The organism is Psychrobacillus soli (assembly GCF_006861775.1).
GTDB classification, from domain to species: Bacteria; Bacillota; Bacilli; order Bacillales_A; family Planococcaceae; genus Psychrobacillus; species Psychrobacillus soli.
The window spans coordinates 14276-38963 of the sequence record NZ_VDGG01000019.1 but is presented as its reverse complement, the minus strand read 5'-3'; the positions used below and the strand labels follow the sequence as shown (position 1 = coordinate 38963).

At 37.2% G+C, this 24688-nt stretch carries 23 protein-coding genes and 2 other annotated features; of the genes, 19 read left to right on the top strand and 4 right to left on the bottom strand.

Going from position 1 to position 24688, the window contains the following annotated elements; genetic code table 11:
* Positions 1 to 302 precede the first annotated feature (302 nt).
* The 5 genes from FG383_RS10785 to leuS all read left to right on the top strand — a co-directional run bounded on the left by FG383_RS10785 (position 303) and on the right by leuS (position 6682).
* Positions 303 to 1631 (top strand): GntP family permease, encoded by a 1329-nt coding sequence (locus FG383_RS10785; protein WP_142607415.1) that lies wholly within the window; start codon positions 303 to 305, stop codon positions 1629 to 1631.
* A gap of 39 nt (positions 1632 to 1670) precedes the next feature.
* Positions 1671 to 2471, top strand: coding sequence for a 3-hydroxybutyrate dehydrogenase (locus FG383_RS10780; RefSeq protein WP_142607414.1), 801 nt, complete (start codon positions 1671 to 1673; stop codon positions 2469 to 2471).
* Between the two features lie 143 nt (positions 2472 to 2614).
* Positions 2615 to 3304, top strand: a complete 690-nt coding sequence (locus tag FG383_RS10775) for a CoA transferase subunit A (RefSeq protein ID WP_142607413.1) — start codon at positions 2615 to 2617, stop codon at positions 3302 to 3304.
* 13 nt (positions 3305 to 3317) lie between these two features.
* Positions 3318 to 3971 (top strand): 3-oxoacid CoA-transferase subunit B, encoded by a 654-nt coding sequence (locus FG383_RS10770; RefSeq protein WP_142607412.1) that lies wholly within the window; start codon positions 3318 to 3320, stop codon positions 3969 to 3971.
* Between the two features lie 47 nt (positions 3972 to 4018).
* Positions 4019 to 4228 (top strand) — a binding site (T-box leader).
* Positions 4229 to 4270: 42 nt separating this feature from the next.
* Positions 4271 to 6682 (top strand): leucine--tRNA ligase, encoded by a 2412-nt coding sequence (gene leuS, locus FG383_RS10765; RefSeq protein WP_142607411.1) that lies wholly within the window; start codon positions 4271 to 4273, stop codon positions 6680 to 6682.
* Between the two features lie 216 nt (positions 6683 to 6898).
* Here the strand turns inward: leuS and FG383_RS10760 are convergent, their stop codons facing one another.
* Positions 6899 to 7480: an anthranilate synthase component II gene (locus tag FG383_RS10760; protein WP_142607410.1), complete on the bottom strand. Its 582-nt coding sequence runs from the start codon at positions 7478 to 7480 to the stop codon at positions 6899 to 6901.
* Positions 7477 to 8865 carry an anthranilate synthase component I gene (trpE, locus tag FG383_RS10755; RefSeq protein WP_142607409.1) on the bottom strand — a complete coding sequence of 463 codons (1389 nt, stop codon included), beginning with the start codon at positions 8863 to 8865 and terminating at the stop codon, positions 7477 to 7479. Before trpE ends, FG383_RS10760 begins: the two co-directional genes overlap by 4 nt.
* Before the next feature lie 52 nt (positions 8866 to 8917).
* Positions 8918 to 9145, bottom strand: a binding site (T-box leader).
* A gap of 178 nt (positions 9146 to 9323) precedes the next feature.
* On the opposite strand from trpE, the gene FG383_RS10750 reads away from it, so the two are divergent.
* Genes FG383_RS10750 through FG383_RS10740 form a run of 3 tightly spaced genes read left to right on the top strand, consistent with a single transcriptional unit; the run spans position 9324 to position 10716 of the window.
* Positions 9324 to 9800 carry a DUF2975 domain-containing protein gene (locus FG383_RS10750; RefSeq protein ID WP_142607408.1) on the top strand — a complete coding sequence of 159 codons (477 nt, stop codon included), beginning with the start codon at positions 9324 to 9326 and terminating at the stop codon, positions 9798 to 9800.
* 10 nt (positions 9801 to 9810) lie between these two features.
* Complete coding sequence (locus FG383_RS10745; RefSeq protein ID WP_142607407.1) at positions 9811 to 10026, top strand: helix-turn-helix domain-containing protein; 216 nt, start codon at positions 9811 to 9813, stop codon at positions 10024 to 10026.
* Positions 10027 to 10086: 60 nt separating this feature from the next.
* Positions 10087 to 10716, top strand: coding sequence for a hypothetical protein (locus FG383_RS10740; protein WP_342782137.1), 630 nt, complete (start codon positions 10087 to 10089; stop codon positions 10714 to 10716).
* A 186-nt stretch (positions 10717 to 10902) separates the two neighbouring features.
* On the opposite strand, the gene FG383_RS10735 is transcribed toward FG383_RS10740, so the two are convergent.
* Positions 10903 to 12162, bottom strand: a complete 1260-nt coding sequence (locus FG383_RS10735; protein WP_142607406.1) for a BaiN/RdsA family NAD(P)/FAD-dependent oxidoreductase — start codon at positions 12160 to 12162, stop codon at positions 10903 to 10905.
* A 234-nt stretch (positions 12163 to 12396) separates the two neighbouring features.
* On the opposite strand from FG383_RS10735, the gene FG383_RS10730 reads away from it, so the two are divergent.
* Positions 12397 to 14013: a putative polysaccharide biosynthesis protein gene (locus FG383_RS10730; protein ID WP_142607405.1), complete on the top strand. Its 1617-nt coding sequence runs from the start codon at positions 12397 to 12399 to the stop codon at positions 14011 to 14013.
* 9 nt (positions 14014 to 14022) lie between these two features.
* Positions 14023 to 14745 carry a pseudouridine synthase gene (locus FG383_RS10725; protein ID WP_142607404.1) on the top strand — a complete coding sequence of 241 codons (723 nt, stop codon included), beginning with the start codon at positions 14023 to 14025 and terminating at the stop codon, positions 14743 to 14745.
* Positions 14746 to 14782: 37 nt separating this feature from the next.
* Here the strand turns inward: FG383_RS10725 and FG383_RS10720 are convergent, their stop codons facing one another.
* Complete coding sequence (locus tag FG383_RS10720; protein WP_142538837.1) at positions 14783 to 15004, bottom strand: DeoR family transcriptional regulator; 222 nt, start codon at positions 15002 to 15004, stop codon at positions 14783 to 14785.
* 301 nt (positions 15005 to 15305) lie between these two features.
* Here FG383_RS10720 and pepV point away from each other — a divergent pair, with 301 nt between their 5' ends.
* The 9 genes from pepV to FG383_RS10670 all read left to right on the top strand — a co-directional run bounded on the left by pepV (position 15306) and on the right by FG383_RS10670 (position 24683).
* Positions 15306 to 16715 carry a dipeptidase PepV gene (pepV, locus tag FG383_RS10715; RefSeq protein ID WP_142607403.1) on the top strand — a complete coding sequence of 470 codons (1410 nt, stop codon included), beginning with the start codon at positions 15306 to 15308 and terminating at the stop codon, positions 16713 to 16715.
* Positions 16715 to 17566 carry a D-amino-acid transaminase gene (gene dat / locus FG383_RS10710; protein ID WP_142607402.1) on the top strand — a complete coding sequence of 284 codons (852 nt, stop codon included), beginning with the start codon at positions 16715 to 16717 and terminating at the stop codon, positions 17564 to 17566. Before pepV ends, dat begins: the two co-directional genes overlap by 1 nt.
* Positions 17563 to 18105 (top strand): RNA 2',3'-cyclic phosphodiesterase, encoded by a 543-nt coding sequence (gene thpR, locus FG383_RS10705; RefSeq protein ID WP_142607401.1) that lies wholly within the window; start codon positions 17563 to 17565, stop codon positions 18103 to 18105. Before dat ends, thpR begins: the two co-directional genes overlap by 4 nt.
* A 1-nt stretch (position 18106) precedes the next feature.
* Positions 18107 to 19090, top strand: coding sequence for a nuclease-related domain-containing protein (locus FG383_RS10700; protein ID WP_142607400.1), 984 nt, complete (start codon positions 18107 to 18109; stop codon positions 19088 to 19090).
* Positions 19083 to 20021, top strand: coding sequence for a diacylglycerol/lipid kinase family protein (locus FG383_RS10695; RefSeq protein WP_142607399.1), 939 nt, complete (start codon positions 19083 to 19085; stop codon positions 20019 to 20021). Before FG383_RS10700 ends, FG383_RS10695 begins: the two co-directional genes overlap by 8 nt.
* 4 nt (positions 20022 to 20025) lie before the next feature.
* Entirely contained in the window at positions 20026 to 20667 is a 642-nt protein-coding gene (gene trmB / locus FG383_RS10690; RefSeq protein ID WP_142607398.1) for a tRNA (guanosine(46)-N7)-methyltransferase TrmB, read from the top strand.
* 16 nt (positions 20668 to 20683) lie between these two features.
* A complete protein-coding gene (locus tag FG383_RS10685) occupies positions 20684 to 21535 on the top strand; it encodes a YtnP family quorum-quenching lactonase (protein ID WP_142607397.1) in 852 nt (283 codons plus the stop codon).
* Between the two features lie 573 nt (positions 21536 to 22108).
* Positions 22109 to 22549: a cell wall hydrolase gene (locus FG383_RS10680; RefSeq protein WP_142607396.1), complete on the top strand. Its 441-nt coding sequence runs from the start codon at positions 22109 to 22111 to the stop codon at positions 22547 to 22549.
* Positions 22550 to 23495: 946 nt separating this feature from the next.
* Positions 23496 to 24683, top strand: a complete 1188-nt coding sequence (locus tag FG383_RS10670) for a M20 family metallopeptidase (protein WP_246096962.1) — start codon at positions 23496 to 23498, stop codon at positions 24681 to 24683.
* Positions 24684 to 24688: the final 5 nt, after the last annotated feature.

The window sequence follows — 24688 nt, the reverse complement described above, 5'->3', positions numbered from 1 at the left end:
AATGCTGTTGATTGAAAATTTAGATTATGTTTTAATGGCATATGAAAGCGCTTTTATTTACCTGGGTATTCCAAAATAATCTTAGAAAAGAAATCTATTCTTCTGCAGAGAATTAGATTATAGGATGATTAAATACTCAAAAACTTGTTTTGTAACTAAAATTTATTAAAGAGGATGATTTCTGACTTATTTATATTTATAACGAGACTCTGTTTTTATATTTCTATCACTTTGATAAAATATTTCCACCAAAAGACAGCTTGCTATTCTAAAACGACTTTAAATAATAGGGGGATTTATAAATGGAAGTATTAAGTATGATTGGACTTATTGGGGGCTTAGTTCTTCTTATTATCTTAACTATGAAGGGCGTAAATATTTTAATGGCTGGTCCAATATCGGCATTGTTAGTTGCATTGACGAGCGGAATGCCATTATTTGCACAATTGGCAGATGAAGGGGAAGCCAATTTTGTAACTAGTTATATGACTGGATTTACTGGGTTTATTATGTCTTGGTATTTAATGTTCTTACTTGGTGCCGTATTCGGTAAAGTAATGGAGGATAGTGGCGCAGCAGATTCCGTGTCCAAATGGATTGTCGATAGATTAGGAATGAAATATGCTGTACTTGCTATTGTTATCGCCTGTGCAATACTTACATATGGAGGCGTAAGTTTGTTCGTTGTTGCGTTCTCTGTATATCCAATGGCAATTTCATTGTTTAAGCAAGCGGATTTACCTCGTCGTTTTATTCCAGCAACGTTAGCATTAGGTTCCGTAACATTTACAATGACATCTGCAGGATCTCCTGAAATCCAAAACTGGATTCCAATTGAGTTTTTAGGAACGAATGCTTATGCAGGTTGGGAAGTAAGTATTATCGTAGCAGCGTTTATGGCGATTTTTGGATATTGGTGGTTGAGCCGTATTATTAAGAAGGCGGTAAATAAGGGAGAAAGATTTGTAGACCGTGAATCCGATCCAACATTCGATACAAAAAGAAATTTACCTAATCCATTCTTAGCTATGATTCCTTTAGTAGTTGTATTAATTATCTCATTTATTTTCCATGATAAACTAGCACAATCTGCATTAATAATCGCGTTACTTGGTGGAGTAATTGCAACTTATATCGTTGGAAGAAAGTATTCAAAAAATTTCTGGGAAGCATTTTCAGCTGGTACTGTCGGTGCTCTTATTGCAATCGGTAATACTGCTGCGGTTGTTGGTTTTGGGGGGGTTGCAAAGAATGTACCTGCATTTACAACCGCCGTGGAAGCTATGACGAACATTCCAGGTTCGCCTTTAATAGGGGCTGCTATTGCGGTATCCGTAATTGCCGGTATGACTGGTTCTTCATCTGGTGGTCAATCAATCGCTTTACCATTATTAGCACCACATTATATGGATATGGGTGTAAACACAGAAGCGTTGCACAGAGTAGTCGCTATTTCATCTGGTGCACTGGATTCATTGCCACATAATGGATATGTAGTCACTACTATTCAATCAATCTGTGGAGAAAAACATAGTGCCGCATATTGGTCTGTAGGAGCGACAACTGTAGTAGTGCCATTACTAGGTGTTGTATTAGCAATTATTCTTTTCTCTTTAGGATTAGGAATCTAATAGCCGCTCCAGGGCGTCTATTTTTTAGGAGGAGCTAACATGGTTAAAGAAAAGGTGCTTCTTATTACAGGAGCAGCACAAGGAATAGGACTTGAAATAGCACGCGAATTTTATGAAGCAGGTGCGAAGGTAGTTTTAACAGATATCAATGAAGAAAAGGTAAAGGAAGCTGCATTATCGCTTGGTGAAGATGTTCTTAGTATTAGATGTGATGTCACAAATGAAGAAGACATTAAACACTCTATTAATAGAACGATAGAAGAGTTTGGTCGTATTGATATTTTAATCAATAATGCCGGAATGCAGCATGTTGCGATGCTAGAAGAGTTCCCAACAGAGCGATTTGAACTATTGGTGAAAATTATGCTTACAGCTCCATTTGTAGCGATTAAGCATGTTCTCCCACATATGCGTAAGGAAGGCTTTGGTAGAATTATTAATATGGCTTCTATTAATGGTTTAGTTGGTTTTGCTGGTAAAGCAGCCTATAACTCAGCTAAACATGGCGTAATTGGACTTACAAAAGTTGCAGCTCTTGAGACAGCTACAGATGGGATTACAGTGAATGCTGTTTGCCCAGGATATGCGGACACACTGCTTGTTCGAAACCAATTTAGCGATTTAGCGAAAGTATGTAATGTTCCGGTTGAATCTGTTTTAGAAGAAGTGCTATACCCTTTAGTTCCACAGAAACGATTGTTAGATGTAAAAGAAATTGCAGATTTGACTTTGTTTTTAGCTAGTGATGCTGCAAAAGGAATGACGGGGCAAGCAGTTATTTTGGACGGTGGTTACACGGAGTCAATAAATTTTCATCACTTATATAAACGCCCGATTTAATAATCGGGGCGTTTTATTAATATTCTTGAATATGTCTAAAGAATCTAGCTTGGGAACAGATCTAAGAAAATAGATTGCTAATTTATCGGATATTTGAGAATATTAGATGGTAGTATCTTTACATAAGAAAGGGGAATGGCATCATGAAACCAATTTACAGTTCAGCAAGTGAAGCTGTAGCAAATATTGAAGATGGAATGACGTTAATGGTAGGGGGCTTTGGCCTTGTTGGAATACCAGAACAGCTCATTTTAGCTTTAGTTGAAAAAGGGGTAAAAGATTTAACGGTTATTTCGAATAACTGTGGAGTAGATGAGTGGGGTCTTGGACTTCTATTAAAAAATAAACAAATTAAAAAAATGATTGGTTCATATGTAGGGGAAAATAAAGAATTTGAACGTCAAGTGCTTTCTGGAGAAATAGAAGTAGAGCTGACACCTCAAGGGACGTTAGCAGAAAAAATTCGTGCAGGTGGAGCAGGGATTCCAGCATTCTTTACGCCAGCGGGTGTTGGTACAGTTGTTGCGGAAGGAAAAGAAGTACGCATTTACGATGGCAAAGAGTATGTACTAGAAGAATCGCTACGTGCAGATTTTTCACTAATTCGTGCAGCTCAAGCTGATAAATTTGGTAACTTAATATATAACAAAACGGCACAAAACTTCAATCCAATGATGGCGGCTGCAGGGAAGATTACGATTGCAGAAGTAGAAGAGATTGTAGAAACAGGCGACTTAGATCCAGCACAAATACATACACCAAGTATTTATGTACAAGGACTATTCCAAGCGGCACAAGAAAAAAGAATCGAACGTCTAACGACACGTTCATAAGGGGGATACTAAGTTGAATACACGTGAGAAAATTGCGAGAAGAGCAGAACAAGAAATAGAACATGGCAACTACGTCAATTTAGGGATCGGGATTCCAACATTAGTTGCGAATTTTATCTCACCAGATAAGACGGTCGTTTTACAATCGGAAAATGGATTACTTGGCATCGGACCATACCCAACGGAACAAGAAGTAGATCCAGATCTTATAAACGCTGGGAAAGAAACGGTAACGACAATTCCTGGGTCTTCCTTTTTCACTAGTGCAGAGTCCTTTGCAATGATTCGCGGTGGACATGTGGATGTAGCGATTTTAGGGGCAATGGAAGTTTCGGAAACAGGTGATTTAGCGAACTGGATGATTCCAGGAAAAATGATTAAAGGCATGGGTGGTGCGATGGATTTAGTACATGGAGCTAAAAAAATCATCGTTATTATGGACCATTGTGCAAAAGACGGTTCTGCAAAGATTAAAAAAGAATGCGAATTACCGTTAACAGGTAAAGCAGTTGTGAATAAAATAATAACAGAACGGGCAATGATAGAAGTAACATCAGACGGTCTTGAGTTGAAAGAGGTATTTGAAGGGTATACGATTCAAGATATTATTGATGCAACTGAAGCGCCCCTTATCATCAAGGATGTAAAAGAAAACGTAACAATATAAGTACAGCTTGTATTTTAGGACGAAATCCATTAGAATAAATTCTAATAGAAGTGACTGTGAAAAGGATTAGTAAATAATCGACGTTTCTAAAGAGAGCTGACGGTTGGTGAAAGTTAGCGGAACGAATTATTGAACTCGCCTTTGAGTCTGTGTAGGTGAACTTAAGTAGCCTATACCGTTTTCCGCGTTAAGGAGTCAAGTTGAGTGGATTTCCACTAATTTGGGTGGTACCGCGTGAGTATACTCTCGTCCCTTAGTTTTTTAAGGGGCGAGTTTTTTTATTGGAGGAGGAAATCTAAATGAGTTTTAATCATGAATCAATCGAAAAAAAATGGCAACAGTATTGGAAGGAAAACAAGACGTATAAAATGGTGGATGATCCTTCGAAACCAAAATTTTATGCACTAGATATGTTCCCATATCCTTCAGGAGTTGGACTTCATGTAGGTCATCCACTTGGTTATATTGCGACGGACATTTTAAGTGCATTTAAACGTAAACAAGGCTATAACGTGCTTCATCCAATGGGATGGGATGCTTTTGGACTTCCTGCAGAGCAATACGCGATTGATACGGGTAACGATCCTGCAGAATTTACTGCGAAGAATATTGCTACATTTAAACGTCAAATGAATGATCTTGGTTTTTCTTATGATTGGGATAGAGAAGTGAATACGACTGATCCATCTTATTACAAATGGACACAATGGATTTTCATTCAGCTTTACAAAAAAGGATTGGCTTATGTAGACGAAGTGCCTGTAAACTGGTGTCCTGCATTAGGTACAGTTCTTGCAAATGAAGAAGTAATCGATGGACTATCAGAGCGTGGGGGACATCCGGTAGAACGCCGTCCGATGCGTCAATGGGTTCTTCGTATTACTGCTTATGCAGATAGACTATTGGAAGACTTGGATGAACTGGATTGGCCGGAAAGCTTAAAAGAAATGCAACGTAACTGGATTGGACGTTCGGAAGGTGCAGAGCTTACGTTTGAAATAGATGGTACGAACGAATCGTTCCGTGCATTTACGACACGTCCAGATACTATTTTCGGTGCAACGTATGCGGTGTTAGCTCCAGAGCACAAACTGGTTGAAAAAATTACAACAACTGAGCAATCAGAAGCGGTGCAAGCTTATCAAGATCAAGTAAAGCTAAAAAGTGATTTAGAGCGTACAGATCTAGCGAAACATAAAACAGGGGTATTCACTGGTGCTTATGCAATCAATCCTGTTAGTGGCGAGAAAATGCCGATTTGGATTGCAGATTATGTTTTAGCAACATACGGAACAGGTGCTATTATGGCAGTTCCAGCGCATGATGAGCGCGATTATGAGTTTGCAAAACAATTTGACTTGCCGATTGTAGAAGTAGTTTCTGGCGGAAGTATCGAAGAAGAAGCTTACACAGAAGATGGAACACTAGTGAACTCAGACTTCTTAAATGGTTTGAACAAACAACAAGCGATTGCTAAAGCAATTGAATGGTTTGAAGCGAACGGTAAAGGTGAGAAGAAAATTACGTATCGTTTACGCGATTGGTTATTCAGCCGCCAACGTTATTGGGGAGAGCCAATTCCAGTTATCCATTGGGAAGATGGTACTTCAACAACTGTAGACGAGTCTGAGTTGCCTCTAATGTTACCTGTAACAACGGATATTAAGCCAAGTGGAACTGGAGAATCGCCACTTGCTAATATAACAGAATGGGTAAATGTAGTAGATCCTGTAACCGGGAAAAAAGGGCGTCGTGAAACAAATACAATGCCACAATGGGCAGGTAGCTGCTGGTACTACTTACGCTATATCGATCCAAACAATGATGAAGCACTTATCGATCCCGAACTAGCAGAACGCTGGTTACCAGTCGATATTTATGTTGGTGGAGCAGAGCATGCAGTATTGCATTTATTGTACGCACGTTTCTGGCATAAATTCTTGTACGATATTGGAGTTGTTGCGACGAAAGAGCCATTCCAAAAACTATTTAACCAAGGAATGATCCTAGGTGAAAATAACGAGAAAATGTCTAAGTCAAAAGGAAACGTAGTAAATCCAGATGATATCGTGAAAACACATGGTGCCGATTCACTTCGTCTATACGAAATGTTCATGGGACCACTGGATTCTTCAAAGGCATGGTCAACGAATGGACTGGACGGTTCAAGAAGATTCTTAGACCGAATTTGGCGTTTGTTTGTAGATGAGAATGGTAAACTAAGCGAAAAAGTAAGTGATAGTTCTTCTGGAAATATGGAGAAAGTGTATCACCAAACTGTCAAAAAAGTAACAGAAGACTATGAATCCATGCATTATAATACGGCTATTTCACAAATGATGGTATTTATCAATGAAGGATATAAAGCAGAACATATTTCGAAAGAATATGTTGAAGGATTTGTTAAACTAATTTCTCCAATCGTTCCACATATTGCAGAAGAGCTTTGGAGCATTTTAGGGCATGAGGATACAATGACGTATGAAGCATGGCCTACATTTGACGAATCGAAATTAGTAGACAATGAAGTGGAAATTCCTGTTCAAATTAAAGGAAAAGTACGTGCAAAACTTCTTGTTGCAAAAGATGCTACAAAAGAAGAACTAGAAGCATCAGCGTTAGCTTCCGAGCAAGTTCAACAATGGCTAGAAGGGCAAGAAGTGAAGAAAATTATTGCAATTCCAGGTAAAATGGTGAATATCGTTATCTAACAATCAGAAAAGCTGCTTATTCCTCTCGAGGGATAAGCAGCTTTTTTAACTTTTTTTGGCTATTCCAACTAAAGGCTTCATTTTTCCAACTAAATTCTCTGAAATTCCAACTAAACCTTCAAAAATTCCAACTAAACTCCCGAAAATTCCAACTAACCCTACTCTCAACCTTTTTCCAACGATAAAAGCCCCTAGAAAGACTAGGAGCTTGCGACTTTATATCTTTACATGCAGTGTTTCTATAAATGACCTCATTAACTGGTCGCCTTGCACTGTACCAATCGATTCCGGATGAAATTGAAGTCCGTATAACGGGTACTCTCGATGCTTAATCGCCATAATTTCGTTGTCATCTCCGGCTCTTGCAAGCACTTCCAGTTTTTCATCTAATGTGTGTTCATCAATGACAAGCGAATGATAACGCATGACGGAAATTGGCTCGGTGAAAGCTTCAAAAATGGATGACCGAGTATGTTCGACTTCCGAAATCTTCCCGTGCATGATTGTCTTTGCTTGCACAATATTTGCTCCAAACGCAGCCCCAATCGATTGATGACCAAGGCAAATTCCAAGAATCGGATATTTTTGATGCAGTTTTTGAATGACTTCGATTGAAATACCTGCTTCAGTTGGGGTACCAGGACCAGGTGAAATAATAATTGCTTCTGGATTTAAAAGCTCAATTTCTTCAATCGTGATAGCGTCATTCCTTATAACTTGCACATCTTTCCCAAGACTACTTACTTGCTGAAATAAGTTATACGTAAAGGAATCATAATTATCGATCAATAAAATCATCGTTGTACCTCCAAAAGTGCTTTAGCTTTATTGATCGTTTCATCAAATTCACTCGTCGGCACAGAATCATGGACGATACCGGCACCAGCTTGAACATAGGCTTTATTATCCTTCACAACCATCGTACGAATAGCTAGCGCCAAATCCATATTACCAGTGACAGAAATATAACCGACCGCTCCAGCATATACTCCGCGTTTCATCGTTTCTAGCTCATTAATAATTTGCATCGCACGAATTTTCGGTGCGCCAGATACAGTTCCAGCAGGTAAACAAGCGGTTAATACGTCCAGTATATGCAAATCTTCCTTAAGTCGGCCAGTTACTTCCGAGACGATATGCATGACATATTTATAGTATTCAATCGTCATATACTTTTCAATTTGCACGGAACCAATTTCGGAGATTCTTCCAATATCATTACGCCCAAGGTCCACAAGCATACGGTGCTCGGCAATTTCTTTTTCATCGTTTAGTAAATCTTTTGCAATTTGGATATCCTCTTCGGTAGTTTTTCCCCTTGGCTTTGTCCCGGCAATGGGATTTGTTGTGACAATTCCATTATTTACTTTTACTAAGCTTTCCGGCGAAGTCCCGAGTATTGTATAGCTTCCAAAGTCCATATAAAACATATACGGAGAAGGGTTTGCTGTACGAAGTTGTCGATACAGCGAAAAAGGATTCCCTTTAAAGGGGGATGTAAATCGCTGCGATAAAACAACTTGAAAAATATCGCCTTTAACAATATGTTCTTTTGCTTTTTCTACCATTTGAACAAATAGGTCTTCTTCCATCATCGGTTTAAATGCTAGTTTTGTAACAGCATCCATTTGATGTGTCGTACTTACTTGTAGATCTGAATATATTTCTTCGATCGCATTTAGCATTTCTTGCTGCGAGCGACCATTTTTAAATAAATCGATAGCAGCTATTGTAACGGTCTGCTTTACATGATCATACACAATAAACGTGTCATAAAACATCAGATGGAGATCGGGCATTTCTAATTCATCTGGCAACAGTTCACCAATTTTCTCGTGATAAAATGCCGTTTCATACCCCAAATAACCAATTGCTCCGCCGAAAAACGAAAAGGGGTACTTTTCTGTATGAATAGGTATCAACTTTTTCAGCTTTTCAATAACAGATGTTGACCCTTTCTCCGTTTCCCCATGGCTATACGATAATGTATAGTTAGATTGGTCCCCGATTAGTTCAGCAATGGGATTTAATGCGATAAACGAATAGCGTCCGCTTTCTTCATGCTTTGCGGATGATTCAAATAGCATTTTCTTTTTTCCATTTAACGAATGATAAATGGAAATAGGTGTCATCATGTCTCCTTGGATCTCTTTCATCTCATAACTTCTCGTCTCAACTGTCATAGCTCATCTCTCCTTCTCTCTGCTCAACTGAACACAAAAAGGCCCTCCATCTAAAAAGGACGGAGAGCCGCGGTGCCACCTTCATTGATTACTTTTGTAATCCTCTTAATCACAACCAAATAGTTGTGCGTCTTATAACGTAGACATACGCCAAAACCTACTATTACTTTCAGCATTGGAGCTCAGAAGTCCATTCACTCTATGTCCGCTACTGACTTGCACCAACCGTCAGCTCTCTAAAGCATTCTATAAAGCTACTATTCTTCTTCATTGCTTGTTAAAGACCATTGTAATATAAAAAAATTCAAAATTCAATTTTTATTTTGGTGAAGAGAAATTTAAATGACAATAAGCTTATAAAGCAATAAATATGTTTTAGTAATCAATAAAAATATATTGTAAAACGATAAATAATATGTTAAATTCAAAATGACAATAATTTAGTGAGGTGCTTTTTTATGAAACGAGGATCAACTCTCTTTTTAAAGATAGCTGTGATTCTTATTGGAATGCCAGTTCTTGCATTGGGCATATTTGGGATGTATTGGTTGCCTAAAAATCTAGTAAATCCAGATTATGCCTATATAATCTATCCCATATTAATAGGTATGTATGTATCCGTGATTCCGTTTTTCGTTGCATTGTATCACGCTTTTAAACTTTTAAGTTATATTGATAAGAACCAAGCATTCTCTGAGTTGTCTGTTAAAGCTCTAAAGAAAATTAAATTCTGTGCATTGACGACTAGTGGTTTGTATGTGGTAATTCTCCCATTTGTCTTTCTAGTAGCAGAGCTAGATGATGCACCGGGTGTTGTCATAGTCGGAATGGTACCTGTTTTTGCTTCAATGGTAATAGCAGTGTTTGCTGCAGTTCTTCAAAAGCTTTTAAAAGAGGCGATTGATATAAAATCGGAAAATGACTTAATAGTCTGAGGTGAAAAGGATGGCAATAATAATCAATATCGATGTGATGTTGGCTAAAAGGAAAATGAGTGTTACAGAACTTTCGGAGAGAGTTGGAATAACGATGGCAAATCTTTCAATACTGAAAAATGGAAAGGCAAAAGCCATTAGGTTATCCACATTAGAAGCTATATGTAAGTCATTAGATTGCCAACCGGGAGATATTCTAGAATATAAAAATGACAAAGGAGATTAAGGAAGATAGAGTAGGGGGAGATGAGCAGCTAGTAAGAGGAAAAGGACAGGAGTAGCAATGATGGATAAGAAACAAAAAACGGTTTATGTTTTATTAACCGATACAGGTACATTATTAAATAGAACAATCAAATATTTTACAAATGCACCTTACAATCATGTTTCAATCGTTTTTGACGAAAAACTCGATGAAATCTATAGTTTTGGGCGAAAATATCCGAGAAATCCGTTGATTGCTGGTTTTATAAAGGAAGATATTTATTTCGGTACCTATCGATATTTTTATAACACAAGATGCGTATTATCAAAAATTGATGTTTCATTAAAGGAGTATAATCGCATCAGAGATGTTATCCAAAGCTTTAATAATAATAAAGATATATATTCGTATAATTTGCTAGGACTCGTTGGTGTTGCTGTCCGCTGTCCGATTAACCAGAGGAATAAATACTTTTGCTCTCAATTTATTGCGGAGGTTTTTGAGAAAAGTGGCCTGGATTTATGGAATCTTCCTCCGACGCTTGTTACACCACATGATTTTTTCATACATCCGCGTTTCGAGTTAGTTTACGAAGGAAGACTGTATGATTATCCATTATTGGATCATGTGATGCTGTCCTTACCAACGACCGATATTGAATATCCGTTTATGCCCCCTTTTGAGCTTATAAAAAAGAAACTACCGCTATAATTTATTTTAATATACCATTTTGTTACATGGAGTTTTCAAAGCTGATCACCTTAGGGGTGCGTATTTGTTAATAAGAACATAATAAAAAGGACCTAAAAAAATTAGGTCCTTTTTATTTATGATTGACATATCAATTATATTGTTTAATACAGGCAAATAAAAACGATACCGAGTTCCCGAAAACGATCATCCACTAAAACCAGCAGCGCTCATTCCTGCAATTTTACCAGTTACAAGGGCAGACGTAATATTATAACCACCGGTATACCCATGAATATCCAAAATTTCTCCGCAGAAATAGAGTCCGGCTTTTTTCTTAGAAGCCATTGTTTTCGGTTCAATTTCTTTAATGGACACACCTCCACCAGTTACAAATGCTTTGTCCAATGGTTGCGTACCATAAACATTCACTGTAAATTGTTTCAATTGATGAGCAAGATCTCTTATTTTATCGTGGGCTAGATTTTGACCATCTTCACTTTCCTGGATACTAGCACGCTGCAGCAAGAATAAAAGCCACCTTTCTGGCACAATACCTTTCCAAACATTCTTCACCGCTTTTTTCGGATCTTCTTTGATGGCAGAGAGTAAGGATTGGAATGTTTGCTCTTCATTTTGATCAGGTAAACTATCAATGCGGATTTGAACAAGCTGTCCGCCGTTTTTCTTTTGTTCTTTCACAACGAATTGACTACAGCGTAATATGGCTGGACCACTTAGGCCGAAATGGGTAAAGAGCATGTCCATTTGGTGGGTAATAATTGGTTTTCCATTTTTCTTAAGTACAGAAACTGCAACATCTCTTAGTGCAAGACCTTGAAGTTCCTTTGATTTAATAAAAGGCTCGTTTGATAATAAAGGAACTTCTGTTGGATAGAGATCCGTAACCGTATGTCCCGCTTTTTCGGCCCAAGGATAGCCATCACCTGTAGAACCAGTTTGTGGAACTGCTTTTCCACCAACTGCTACAACAACGCTACTTGCAACAATTTCTTCGCCGTCAGCTAGGCGAACACCAATTATTTTTTCATCATTCATTAAAAGCTTTGCAACTGGAGAATTTAGTTTAATTTCGACATTTAATCTTTTTAATTCATCAAGTAATGCATTCACAACATCCATTGCCTTATTCGAGACAGGGAACATTCTTCCGTGATCTTCTTCTTTTAAGGCAACCCCGAGGTTTTCAAAAAACGCAATAATATCTTCATTATTAAAAACAGAGAATGGACTGAACAAAAAGCGTCCGTTTCCAGGGATATTTTTCACAATTTCTTCTTGAGGAAGTCGATTCGTTACGTTACAACGTCCACCACCAGATATAGCAAGTTTCTTCCCAAGCTTCGAACCTTTTTCAATAAGTAACACTTTTTTCTTTTCTGCTCCAGCAGCGGCAGCAGCCATTAATCCCGATGGACCCCCACCGATTACAATTACGTCATACATAAATAGTTCACACTTTCACTTTTTTCTTTATTATACACGATTGTGGTTTTCATGAGACAGATGTAAACTGTAGTGTAGACAATTTAACTTCATCCAGCAATAAATAACTGCTGAATGACGTTAAACCTCCGGCGGATGCCACAGATTTTTAGAGGGATTTCTCGACCGTGCTCGAGAAAAATCTGGGCGCAAAAAAATACGCCAAGGCGAATTTGATAGGATTGGGCGGGTTTTATGGCTTCGAATTTATTAAAAGGGACAATGATTTTGACGGTTGGTCTCTTATTATCAAGAATTTTAGGTGTATTATATGTTATTCCTTTTTACCAAATCATTGGCGAAGATTATGTGGCACTATATCAATACGCATATGTGCCATATTCCATTATGCTTGCGATAGCTGTTTCTGGGGTGCCCATTGCCGTTTCTAAGTTTGTTTCGAAATATAATGCGCTAGGGGATTATGCGACTGGTCGAAAATTAGTGAAATCCAGTATGCTACTGATGATGGGTACTGGAGTTTTAGGTTTTATCGTTTTATTTGTAATGTCGGAACCAATCGCACATCTCATTATTAAAGATGATGAGGCACTTTTTACTGTAGAAGATGTAGCTACCGTCATTAAATATGTCAGTTTTGCGGTTATAGTAGTACCTGTTATGAGTTTAATCCGAGGGTTTTTCCAAGGATATCAACATATGACTCCTACAGCAGTTTCTCAGTTATTTGAGCAAATTGTACGTATTCTGTTTGTACTAGCAGGCGGATTTATGGTCGTTTATATTTTCAAAGGTACTGAAAAAACCGCGATTTCTTTTGCGGTGTTTGCTGCGTTTTTAGGGGCGATTGCAAGTTTAATCGTTTTATATTGGTATTGGAAAAAATTAAAGCCAGAGTTTAATGTATTGCTCAATTCGAGTGGTAAAATGACTTCGGATGTTTCACTTACAAATATCTATAAAGAGATGTTGATTTACACGGTTCCATTTGCTTTAGTTGGTGTTATCAATCCATTATTCCAATTTATCGATATGATTACATTTAACCGAGCAATGTTGAAGATAGGTATTAATGGGGAAATTTCCAATACGTTACTTGGAATGCTCAACTTTTCCGCACATAAATTAGTGATGATCCCTGTAATGCTAGCAACAGGATTTTCCATGACGTTAATTCCGGTAATTACAAGTTATTACGCGAAGCAAGATTTTGGACAAGTAAGAAAATCACTAGACCAAACTTTTCAAATATTATTATTCTTAACTGTGCCAGCTGCAATGGGTATTTCCATTTTAGCGAATGAATTTTACCTTATGTTTTACCAGCAAAGTGAAACAGGAACAGCAGTGCTTGCACATTATGCCCCAGTTGCTATATTATTTGCGCTTTATCCCGTAACAACAGCCATTTTACAAGGAATAGATCGACAAAAACTTATTATCCTGAATTTGTTACTTGGTATATTAACGAAACTCGTATTAAATACACCTTTGATAAAAGCATTTGAAACGGATGGTGCTATTTTGGCGACAGCCTTAGGATATGTTGTGGCAATTGGATTAAATATGTTTGCCATTCGAAAAACATTGCATTACAAATCGACGATGGTTTTAAGAAGAATTATATTAATCGTGATGGTGAATGTAGTGATGTTAAGTCTAGTATTCCTATCCAAATGGGGAATTGAGAAAATGTTCATGATCGATCATAAGATGGAAGCGTTAGTAGTTATATTCGTTTGTGCTTCCATAGGAGCGGCATTTTATGGATATGTAACATTGCGACTTGGTCTTGCGCAAAAGCTCTTTGGAGAAAGACTGACAAAGTATACGAAAAAAATTGGTTTTTAGGAGAACGATATGCGATTAGATAAATTTTTAGCTCATACGGGTTTTGGGACAAGAAGAGAAGTTAAAATGTTAATCAAATCAAAGGCAATTCAAGTAAATGGAGTCACCGTAAAGGACAGTTCGATGCATGTCAATGAGCATGATGACCGAGTATCCGTGTACGGGGAAGTGGTAGAATATAAACAGTTCGTTTATTTAATGTTAAATAAACCAGCAGGGGTAGTTTCTGCAACGGAAGATACAAGAGATAAGACTGTTATTGATTTATTGGACGATGATGTAAGACATTTCGAGCCTTATCCAGTTGGACGACTGGATAAGGATACGGTAGGATTACTGTTACTTACAAATGATGGTGCTTTAACGCATCGTCTATTATCGCCAAACAAAGATGTCCCAAAAGTATATTTTGCCAAAGTGCAAGGGATTGTAAACGAGTCAGATGTAGAGGCTTTTAAAAATGGCATTACATTAGATGATGGTTATCATACAAAACCCGGAATACTGCATATTTTAACTAGTGGGCCCATTTCAGAGATTGAATTAACGATTACAGAAGGTAAATTTCATCAAGTGAAAAGAATGTTTGAAGGGGTAGGAAAAAAGGTAGTTTACTTAAAAAGACTCTCAATGGGTACGCTTAAGCTAGATCATTCACTTGCAGAAGGTGCATATAGGGAATTAACAGGAGAAGAATTAGAGCAATTACAGCAAAAGAATGACCTCGCTTAAATATTGAGCATGGTCATTCTTTTCATATTGTTCGTATCTAAGATGTCAATTTAACGCGTTTGTTCGTCGTGGTCCATTTGCCTCTTGTTGGACTAATAACTAAGTCATTGAAAGCAAGCACATTCAAATCTCGCTGAATCGTGCGAGGAGTGATACCAAATTCATCGACCAAGTCTTGTGTTGTAACAGTTCCGTTATCTCGGATGAACATGTACATGTCTTTAATTCGATTGAGCATCCGATCAGTAGTAGGTTTCATAAGTCAACCACTCCTTCATCATCATATCTCTTGGCTAGACTAGCGGACGACATGGGTGAAAAGCAACTAAATAATTGCAATTTACAGCCCCTTTACTATATTGGTGGTCAGTCGTATTATCTGACAATTTAATTATAGTAGATATTCTCTCTAATTTCTATCAAAATCAATTAATTTACAAATGTTTTACATGGAAATCTGAAAGTACAGGCTTTTTACGCAGCTATAATTATTTTCAAAGACGTTCGATCAAAATAAGTGTAAAATAGCTATATATATGAATAGCGGAGGAGATTTTCTTATGAACTGGTTAAAACTAGCAGAAGAAAAGAAAGAAGAACTAATTGCAGAATTAAAACAGCTTATTCAAATCCCAAGTGTCCTACAAAAAGAACTGGCAACAGACGAAATGCCTTTTGGTCCAAAACCTTTAGAAGCTTTACAACATATGCTGGAAGAAGGAGAAAAAGCCGGATTTACAACAAAAAATATAGATAATATGGCTGGTCATATTGAAATGGGAGATGGAGAAGAAATTCTCGGTATTCTTTGTCATGTAGATGTCGTACCAGAAGGAACAGGTTGGACATATCCTCCTTTTGAAGGGGTTGTTGCAGATGATCGTATATATGGTCGGGGAGCAATTGACGACAAAGGACCAACAATAGCTGCATGGATGGCGATGAAATTAGTAAAAGCGTCTGGCATTGAACTTTCTAAAAAAGTGCGCATGATTATTGGAACGGACGAAGAAAGTGGATTCCGTTGTGTGGATCGCTATTTTCAAAAAGAACAAATGCCGACAATTGGATTTGCACCAGATGCAGATTTCCCGATCATTAATGCAGAAAAAGGAATTGCGAATTTAATATTTACACAAACAGGTTCATCTGAGACAGAAACGATCCAGTTTTTCCAAGCAGGAAAGCGTACAAATATGGTGCCAGATGAGGCATTTGCATTCGTTTTTGGAGGGCTTATCACGATTAAAGAAAAATTCGATGCGTTTGCAAGTAGTCATGGGATTACAGGTGAAGTTGCACCACAAGGCTCTATGGTAAAAGTATTAGTACACGGAAAATCTGCACATGCGATGGAACCGGATGAAGGGGTAAATGCAGCCATTTTACTGGCGAAATTCTTACAAACGATCAATTTAACAGCCCATTCAAAAGCTTTTGTAGACTTTTTGGTGGAAGGTTTTGGAGCAGATAGCAGAGGACATGCCCTTGCGCTTAACTTTACCGACGACGTCTCAGGAGATACAACACTTAATCCTGGTGTTATCCATTATGCACCAGAACAAGGATCATGTACGCAAGTAAGTATGCGCTATTCTGTAACGTATCCTTTTGAAGAAAAACTTGCTGCTTGCCGAGAAGTGCTACAACAAATGGGCATTACATTAGATTTAGGTACGAATTCTACTCCACATTATGTCGATGAAAATGATGAGCTGATCAAAACATTGCAAAAGGTATACGAAAGAAATACTGGAGAAGAAGCAAAACTTCTATCTATTGGTGGAGGGACATACGCCCGCGTACTTGATAAAGGAGTTGCATTCGGTATGCTTTTCCCAGGCAGAAAAGATGTAGCACACCAAGTAGATGAATATGTAGATATAGAAGATTTGATAAAAGCAACAGCAATTTACGCAGATGCAATTGTAGAACTAGCAAGTAAAACTTCAGAAGCAGGTGGACAATAATGGCTAAAATATTATGGAATAACGAAATCATAAATGAAGAAGAAGTGAAAATTGGATACGAAGACCGTGGTTATCAATTTGGGGATGGTATTTATGAAGTGATCAAAATTTATAATAGCAACGTATTTACGGCAGAGGAACATATTGATCGTTTATATGCAAGTGCAGATAAAATACAGTTAGTCATTCCGTACACAAAAGATGTTATGCATAAAATGATTCATGATTTAATCGAGACAAACGAAGTAGAAAATGGTCAAATTTATTTACAAGTAACAAGGGGTACAAGTCCAAGACAACATAACTTCCCAACACCTGAAGTGGAATCTGTCCTAACAGCCTATACAAAAGAAACATCTCGACCACTAACACAACTGGAAAACGGAGTAAAAGCTTGTTTTGTAGAAGATATTCGCTGGCTTCGTTGTGATATTAAGTCCTTAAACTTACTTGGGAATGTTCTTGCAAAACAAGAGGCAATTAGTAAAGACTGCTACGAAGCAATCCAGCATCGCGGAGAAATTATTACAGAAGGCTCTTCTTCTAATGTGTATGGTATTAAAGATGGCGTCTTATATACGCATCCTGTAAATAATTTAATATTGAACGGCATTACAAGAAAAGTAATTTTGGATTGCTGTGCAGAAGTAGGTTTAGAAGTAGTCGAAGAGGCGTTCACAAAAGAACAAGCACTAGCAATGGACGAAATGATTATGTCTTCTACAAGTACAGAAGTAATGCCAATCATTTCAATTGATGGTCAACACATTGGAAATGGTAAACGTGGGGAATGGACTGTAAAACTACAACAAGCATTTGAACAAAAAATCCCATCGTCCATAGGATTATGAAACAGCATTATTTTATCGGTATAAAAGTTCCCGATCCTATTGCAAAAGGTATCGTAAAAGAGCGTGAAAATACAAATGTACATGAAACACATAAGATACTACCAGCTGCACAAGATTTGCATATCACGCTCTTTTACTTAGGGCATGTGGAGCAAACTATTCTAACATCCATTATGCAATGTTTACGAGACATTCAGTGGGAAACGTTTGAACTAACGACAAGTGGCTTATCCCATTTTGGAAATGAACAAACACCTCGAGTAGTCTATACAGCGCTAGAAAATAGTAATCCTTTATATTTCTTACAACATGAAATTGTACAGCAATTATCTAAAGTGATGGAGATAACGAACACAAAAGATTTCCACGCTCATATTACTATCGCTAAAAAATGGGCAGCAGCGAATGACTTGCATACAAAGGATTTTCAATTACCAAAGATGAGTTTCGACGTTTCTCATTTCTCCGTTTTCCAAATAAACAATGATCAAATCCCTCGCTATGAGGCAATTGATTCCATACAGTGTAGGAGGCTGTAAAATGGCTCAATTAGTGAAATTACAAGATTATGTCTCCCGCTACGAAAAAGATTTAGCGAGATACCCAACTCAATTCGTTCGATTGAAAAAGCAACAATGGGAACGAACGAAAGAAGCGTTTGAAAAAGGGGCTTTCAATAATACTTGGGAAGAAACGGAAGAGGAAGTAATAGAAGAACCGGAGAAAAAATCTATTTTTTCCAAGCTATTTAATCGCAATAAAGAGGAAAGTGCGGTAGAAGAAACATGGGAGAATAGCGAAATAGAGGACATCGATAATATTCCGGATGAGCCTATACCACTTTTTTTTGAACCCAAAATTGTTTATGAGCCGCAAACGAAAGAAGAGTTAAAAAGAATGTATTTAGATCAGCTTTTCCATTTTCAATTAAAATGGGCCAGTTCTACTTTACGCGAAAAATCGTATGTGGATCCCAAATTTATGCGTGATACGTTGTTGAGAACGTTTATGCAAAGCTTGCCGGACAATTATTTTTTGTTTTATTATCCGATTTTAAAGCTAAAAAAAGCACCGATTGAGTTAGATATTATGCTTGTTTTGCCAACTGAAATCGTTTGTATTGTCATGCTAGAAGCACAAAACTTAGATGCATTCATCGGAAGTGGTGACCGGTTTTGGCTTAAAAAAAGTGGAAAAGAAGAGAAAAAAGTATTAAGTCCGATGATTAATATCAATCGTATGGAATCCATCTTATTGCAAGTTTTTAAAAAGGAAGAAATAGATTTACCGATTAGAAAAGTGATTCTTTCAAGAAATGGATATATCGACTATCCTGGTTCTTCTTATAATGTACAGTTTATCGATAGCAGGACATATGCAGAGTGGTTATTATCCTTAAAAAACTCTCTTTCCCCTATGAAACATATGCAATTTAAAGCCGCACAAGCAATTTTGGATTTAGTGCAAACTACTTCTTATTCGAGATCTTCTTGGGATCTAGATAGCGAGGAGAACGATGAATAACGTAGTTTTTATCGTAAACGAGCATGCAGGTAATGGACGTGGAAAAAAGATTTGGAAGAAATGGAAAGAAGCAATTACTTTTCAATATACGTATATGATAACGGAACGAAGTGGACATGCTATAGAAATTGCTAGAAATCATGCAATATCAACTGATGACGACTTGTTGATCGTCGCTGTTGGGGGTGATGGTACGATCCACGAAATAATCGTTGGAATTACAGGATATAATCATGTTCATGTTGGTGTTATTTCTGCGGGTAGTGGAAATGATTTCGGCCGAACATTTTCTGTTTTTCAAACGGTAGAGCAATTAGATTGTTATGTACATAGCACTTATGCATCTGTAAAAATGGATTTAGCTTTGTTAGATACTGGTCAACATCAGTATGAGGTTGTCAATAATGCGGGTTTTGGATTTGACGCGAAAGTAGCTTATTCCGTCAATCATTCCAAATGGAAAAAGCGATTAAATACATTTGGCTTAGGAAAGTTAACATACATTTTGTACCTGATCAAAGAATTATTTACTTTTAAGCGATTTTCTTTCACTTTACATAAAGATGAAGAAGTGGTAACGTATGACGATGTTTGGTTCATCGTTGTATGCAATCAGCCATACTTTGGTGGAGGAATGAAAATATCCCCTTCGTCCAAACCAGATGACCAACTAATTGAAATGACAGTCGTATACAATTTAGCCAGATGGAAATTATTATTTATATTTGGTACAGTGTTTTTTGGAAAACATACAAAGTATAAAGAGGTCATACAATTTCAAGCAAAAAATTATACAATAACTATGCATGACGAGGTTTATGGACATGTAGACGGGGAATTTTCTTGTATAACAGATGAAAATCACGCGTATTCATTTTCCGTCATACCAAAAGCTTGGAACTTAGCAAAACACACAGAAAAAGGAGTTTAACGTAATGAGGTTAAGACATAAACCATGGGCAGAGGAATTTATAAATAGCCACCCTGAAATAGTAATACCAAACCCAGAAGCATTAAAAGGAAATTGGGACAAGGAGTTTAAAAATGATCATCCTCTCCATATTGAAGTCGGAACAGGAAAAGGTCAATTTATCACTGGGATGGCAAAGCAAAATCCACATATTAATTATATTGGCATTGAGTTATATGATAGTGTGATAGTTTCGGCACTTGAGAATGCAATAGCTGCAGGATCGCCGCCAAATTTACGTCTATTAAAAGTGAATGGAGCAGATTTGGCAAAGTATTTTGAGAAAAACGATGTAGACCGCGTCTATTTGAATTTCTCTGATCCATGGCCAAAAATTAGACATGCGAAAAGAAGATTAACACATGAAGGATTTTTGGAACTGTATGAATCAATTCTAGTCGATAATGCCGAAATCCATTTTAAAACAGATAACCGTGGATTATTTGAGTATTCTTTAATTAGTATGTCGGCTTATGGTATGTTAATAAAAGATGTTTCGCTCGATTTGCACGTAAATATGCCGGAAGATAATATTATGACGGAATATGAAGAGAAGTTTTCTGCAAAAGGACAGCCGATTTATCGAGTAGAAGCAAAATTCGTATAAAAGGGGACTTGGGAGAATGGATACGTTTCAATTTCACGACATGTCTTTAACTTGGTTAAAAGGTGGAACCACACACATGGACGGGGGTGCCATGTTTGGGGTTGTACCAAAAGCCTTATGGGAAAAGAAATATCCAGTCAACGAAAAGAATCAAATCGAATTACCATCCGATCCACTATTCATCCAGTACAACGGACAAAAAATTTTACTAGAAGCTGGACTGGGTTACGGTAAGTTTACGGACAAGCAACTACGAAACTATGGGATAACCGACCAATCTCAAGTGGAAGACAATTTAGCGGAACTTGGTGTACTCCCGGAAGAAATCGATCTGGTAATCATGACACATTTACATTTTGATCATGCTTGTGGATTAACGAAATGGGTAGATGGCCAGCTTATTTCTAGTTTTCCAAATGCTAAAATTTATGTATCGGACGTTGAATGGGATGAAATGAGAAACCCAAATATGCGTTCACAAAATACATATTGGAAAGAAAATTGGGAGCCAATAGAAAATCAAGTAGTGACGTTTTCAGGTTCCATAGAAGTAGTGGACGGGATTGAAATGATACACACTGGTGGTCATAGCGATGGACATAGTATTGTTTTGTTTAAGCAAAACGATGAGACCATTATTCATATGGCGGACCTAATGCCAACAAATGCACATCAAAATCCACTATGGGTATTGGCTTACGATGATTACCCGATGACTTCTATTTTTGAGAAAGAAAAGTGGGTAAACGCAGCATTGCAATCTAATTATTGGTTCAGCTTTTATCATGATGCTTTTTACCGATTAGTGAAATGGTCGGAAGATGGAAAAGAAATAGTGGATAAAGTAGAGAGAACCAACGTCTTTTGAATATAGTTTGATAGAAACGGCTTATGGATTGCATAATCATAAGCCGTTTTTTGTTATTAAATGTTACAACTGAAATGCTGCATTAAATAACAAACCATTATCCTATAGAGTTTGATAATAAAAGATTTTGAGAGGAGAAAAAATGTATATTCCTGCAAATTTTAGGGATAATGCGCAACACTCATTAACGTCACCCTTCAAATAAACTTATTATTTTAAGACTTGGTTGCTCTCCGAATAGAATTGATTGCTTTCAATGACCCCTTTGTTGCCCTAAGCCATTTTCTGGATGCACACAGTGGAAAAACCGCATAATATTTGGGTTTAGCGAGTTAGTACTGATTAGTAAGCAATTTCCTTTGATAGTAGTTAGGTCTATTATTTACTTTGTTATATGCCTCTGGAGCAGTTGCAATGAAATTTGGACTCCAGTCTGCTCCACCACGAACACTTGCTACTCTGCGTATTATTATTGCGGGAATATTGTTAGAAAATACGAAGTAAAAAAACGGTATTTTATAAGAAATGACAACAATTGAGTTTTTTTTCATACAATACATACGGGGTGAAAAAATGCCAAGAGTAAAATACAAAAGTTCAGATATTGACTTAATGGCAAGGATGATGAGGGCAGAAGCAGAAGCTGAAGGACAACAAGGAATGTTGTATGTTGGAAATGTAATTGTTAATCGTGTTCAAGCCGATTGTACAGACTTCAGAGATTTAAGATCAATTCCAGATGTCATTTATCATGTTCAAGGAGGCAATTATTCTTTTGAAGCTGTTCAGAAAGGTAATTTATTTTATGAAAGAGCAAGAGGTGTAGAAAAAAAATTAGCCAAGAAGGCTTTGGATTATTGGCGAGACCACCCAGCAAAATATGCGCTTTGGTATTTTAATCCATATGGTCCATGTCCTCCAACATGGTACGATCAGCCTTTTACTGGTCAATATAAACAACATTGTTTTTATGAACCCTTACCTGGAACATGTGATAGTGTTTATAGGGGTTAGATTGTATAAGAGATATTAGGATTGAGGGAGTTTGGTTGTAATTTTGCCTCTTTGACCATAGCGCTTATATAGAAGGTGATTTAATCAATCATATGGTTATTGGTGGATACCTCCCACCGTGGAAAAGTAAAGAATTACTTTCATTAACTTAGAAAAATATAACCGATTTAAGCACCAATTTTTTTCAGGCAAACAAGCATGTAATCGATGGAGGAAAGGTTGCTACCAAGTTATCACCCTTATTTGGGGCACATTTACTACACACTGAGGTAGAGATAATAAATGTAAACTATACTAGTAAGGATAGCAGAATAAGCAAAATCTCATCAAAAGAAATTAGCTACATTTTGTGAGTGGTGACTTGGAGGAGCCGTGTGCGTAAATAGCACAAGCACGTTTCTGTGAGGGGGGAGGAACACAATCTACCGCAAGGTAGAGAGGTTCCCTTCTACTCGACTAGTTGAAGAGCGATAAGAAAAGAAGAATGCGTAGTCCTATTTGGATTACGCTTTTTTCTTTCTTTTTTTGTCCCTTTAAGTGGCATTAAAATAGGGCACACCTTTCACGTAGTCGAAGGTACTGAGCAATTTTCGCAAATCTTTGACATCGTTTCCCATCATGAAAACAGAAGATGTAGGTACTTTCCTCAATCATTTCAGTCCAATCTTTAAAACACCTGATTAGTAATAATCATTAAAATTATCAAATAATTATGGTAAACTATTATTTTGCATACATAAAAAGGTTTTCGCTAAACAGGTAAAGGACAGCTATAGAATTTTTTTATTACTGACTTAACTTTTTTAAATTTCCTTTTAATTCTATGTTTCATTAATATTAGACTAATAAATCGGAATACTTAATATTTTATTATTTATTGGTTTATGTTATTAATTGAAAACTAAGTAGAGTTGAGGTGTTGATTTTGCTGGATGAGAAAAGTGTATTGTTTAACGAAGTAGAAAGTTTAAGTGATGTTTTATTTAGTATTAGTGATTACATCCATGATAATCCTGAATTAGGTAATGAGGAATTTAAGGCAGTTCAGAAAATTACGGAGACATTAGGAAACTATGGTTTCACTATTGAAAAAGGGATTGCCGGATTAGAAACTGCCTTTATTGCCACCTATAAAAATGGATTGGGGGGTCCGGTAATTGGATTGCTTTGTGAATATGACGCATTAATGGATCTTGGCCATGGATGCGGTCATAACCTACAATCTGCCTCCGTATTAGGAGCAGCCATTGCTCTTTCGAGGCATTTGAGCCACAAGGATGTAACGATTCAAGTAATCGGCACTCCTGCCGAGGAAACAACAAGTGGCAAGATTCCGATGGCTAATGGAGGATATTTTGACCATCTTGATGTGGCATTAATGATGCACGGTGGTGACCGGACGACGGTTGATGGAAGATCACTAGCTGTAGATAACTTTGAATTTGAATTTATCGGAAAGGAATCACACGCTGCTGTAGCTCCTGAACAAGGAATTAGTGCATTAGATGGAGTTCTTATGACCTTTAATGGAATGGAATATTTACGCGAGCATGTTCGTACGGATGTTCGAATTCATGGCATCATCACGGATGGAGGGAAAGCTCCTAACATTGTACCCAAAAGAGCAACAGCCAAATTTTCCGTTCGTGCGAAGGATCGAAAATATTTAAATGAAGTTGTGGAACGAGTGTTTAACGTAGCTAAAGGTGCGGCATTAGCTACCGGAACTAAAGTAATCATTCATACTTTAAAGTCACTGGAGAATAAGTTGAATGTTCAAAGTTTAAATGATTTGCTCTTAGAAAATGCACATTTTTCAGGGGCAAAGAATATTACACCACCCCGTGAAAGAACTGGTTCTACTGATTTCAGTATTGTCACTCACCGCGTGCCTGGTGCATGTATACGTGTTTCTTTTGTACCCTATGGAACATCAAATCATACAGAAGAATGGGTGAAAGCCTCTAAAAGTAGTGATGGAAATGAAGCAATTTTAGTGGCTGCCAAGACATTAAGTGGAACTTGTCTAGATTTAGTTTATTCACCGGAATTGTTAGATAGGATTAAAGCTGAATTCATAGTTGCAAAACAAACATTAGAAAGCAGTTCAGAAGAACTTGTGTCAACTAATTAATTTAC

Excerpts from the sequence above, each read along its gene's own strand:
- FG383_RS10775 (WP_142607413.1), top strand. The coding sequence starts at position 2,615 with ATGAAACCAATTTACAGTTCAGCAAGTGAAGCTGTAGCAAATATTGAA.
- pepV (WP_142607403.1), top strand. The coding sequence starts at position 15,306 with ATGAACTGGTTAAAACTAGCAGAAGAAAAGAAAGAAGAACTAATTGCA.
- trmB (WP_142607398.1), top strand. The coding sequence starts at position 20,026 with ATGAGGTTAAGACATAAACCATGGGCAGAGGAATTTATAAATAGCCAC.
- FG383_RS10735 (WP_142607406.1), bottom strand. The coding sequence starts at position 12,162 with ATGTATGACGTAATTGTAATCGGTGGGGGTCCATCGGGATTAATGGCT.
- FG383_RS10745 (WP_142607407.1), top strand. The coding sequence starts at position 9,811 with ATGGCAATAATAATCAATATCGATGTGATGTTGGCTAAAAGGAAAATG.
- FG383_RS10685 (WP_142607397.1), top strand. The coding sequence starts at position 20,684 with ATGGATACGTTTCAATTTCACGACATGTCTTTAACTTGGTTAAAAGGT.
- FG383_RS10780 (WP_142607414.1), top strand. The coding sequence starts at position 1,671 with ATGGTTAAAGAAAAGGTGCTTCTTATTACAGGAGCAGCACAAGGAATA.
- FG383_RS10750 (WP_142607408.1), top strand. The coding sequence starts at position 9,324 with ATGAAACGAGGATCAACTCTCTTTTTAAAGATAGCTGTGATTCTTATT.
- trpE (WP_142607409.1), bottom strand. The coding sequence starts at position 8,865 with ATGACAGTTGAGACGAGAAGTTATGAGATGAAAGAGATCCAAGGAGAC.
- FG383_RS10695 (WP_142607399.1), top strand. The coding sequence starts at position 19,083 with ATGAATAACGTAGTTTTTATCGTAAACGAGCATGCAGGTAATGGACGT.
- FG383_RS10785 (WP_142607415.1), top strand. The coding sequence starts at position 303 with ATGGAAGTATTAAGTATGATTGGACTTATTGGGGGCTTAGTTCTTCTT.
- FG383_RS10700 (WP_142607400.1), top strand. The coding sequence starts at position 18,107 with ATGGCTCAATTAGTGAAATTACAAGATTATGTCTCCCGCTACGAAAAA.
- FG383_RS10740 (WP_342782137.1), top strand. The coding sequence starts at position 10,087 with ATGGATAAGAAACAAAAAACGGTTTATGTTTTATTAACCGATACAGGT.
- FG383_RS10730 (WP_142607405.1), top strand. The coding sequence starts at position 12,397 with ATGGCTTCGAATTTATTAAAAGGGACAATGATTTTGACGGTTGGTCTC.
- thpR (WP_142607401.1), top strand. The coding sequence starts at position 17,563 with ATGAAACAGCATTATTTTATCGGTATAAAAGTTCCCGATCCTATTGCA.
- FG383_RS10720 (WP_142538837.1), bottom strand. The coding sequence starts at position 15,004 with ATGAAACCTACTACTGATCGGATGCTCAATCGAATTAAAGACATGTAC.
- leuS (WP_142607411.1), top strand. The coding sequence starts at position 4,271 with ATGAGTTTTAATCATGAATCAATCGAAAAAAAATGGCAACAGTATTGG.
- dat (WP_142607402.1), top strand. The coding sequence starts at position 16,715 with ATGGCTAAAATATTATGGAATAACGAAATCATAAATGAAGAAGAAGTG.
- FG383_RS10760 (WP_142607410.1), bottom strand. The coding sequence starts at position 7,480 with ATGATTTTATTGATCGATAATTATGATTCCTTTACGTATAACTTATTT.
- FG383_RS10725 (WP_142607404.1), top strand. The coding sequence starts at position 14,023 with ATGCGATTAGATAAATTTTTAGCTCATACGGGTTTTGGGACAAGAAGA.
- FG383_RS10680 (WP_142607396.1), top strand. The coding sequence starts at position 22,109 with ATGCCAAGAGTAAAATACAAAAGTTCAGATATTGACTTAATGGCAAGG.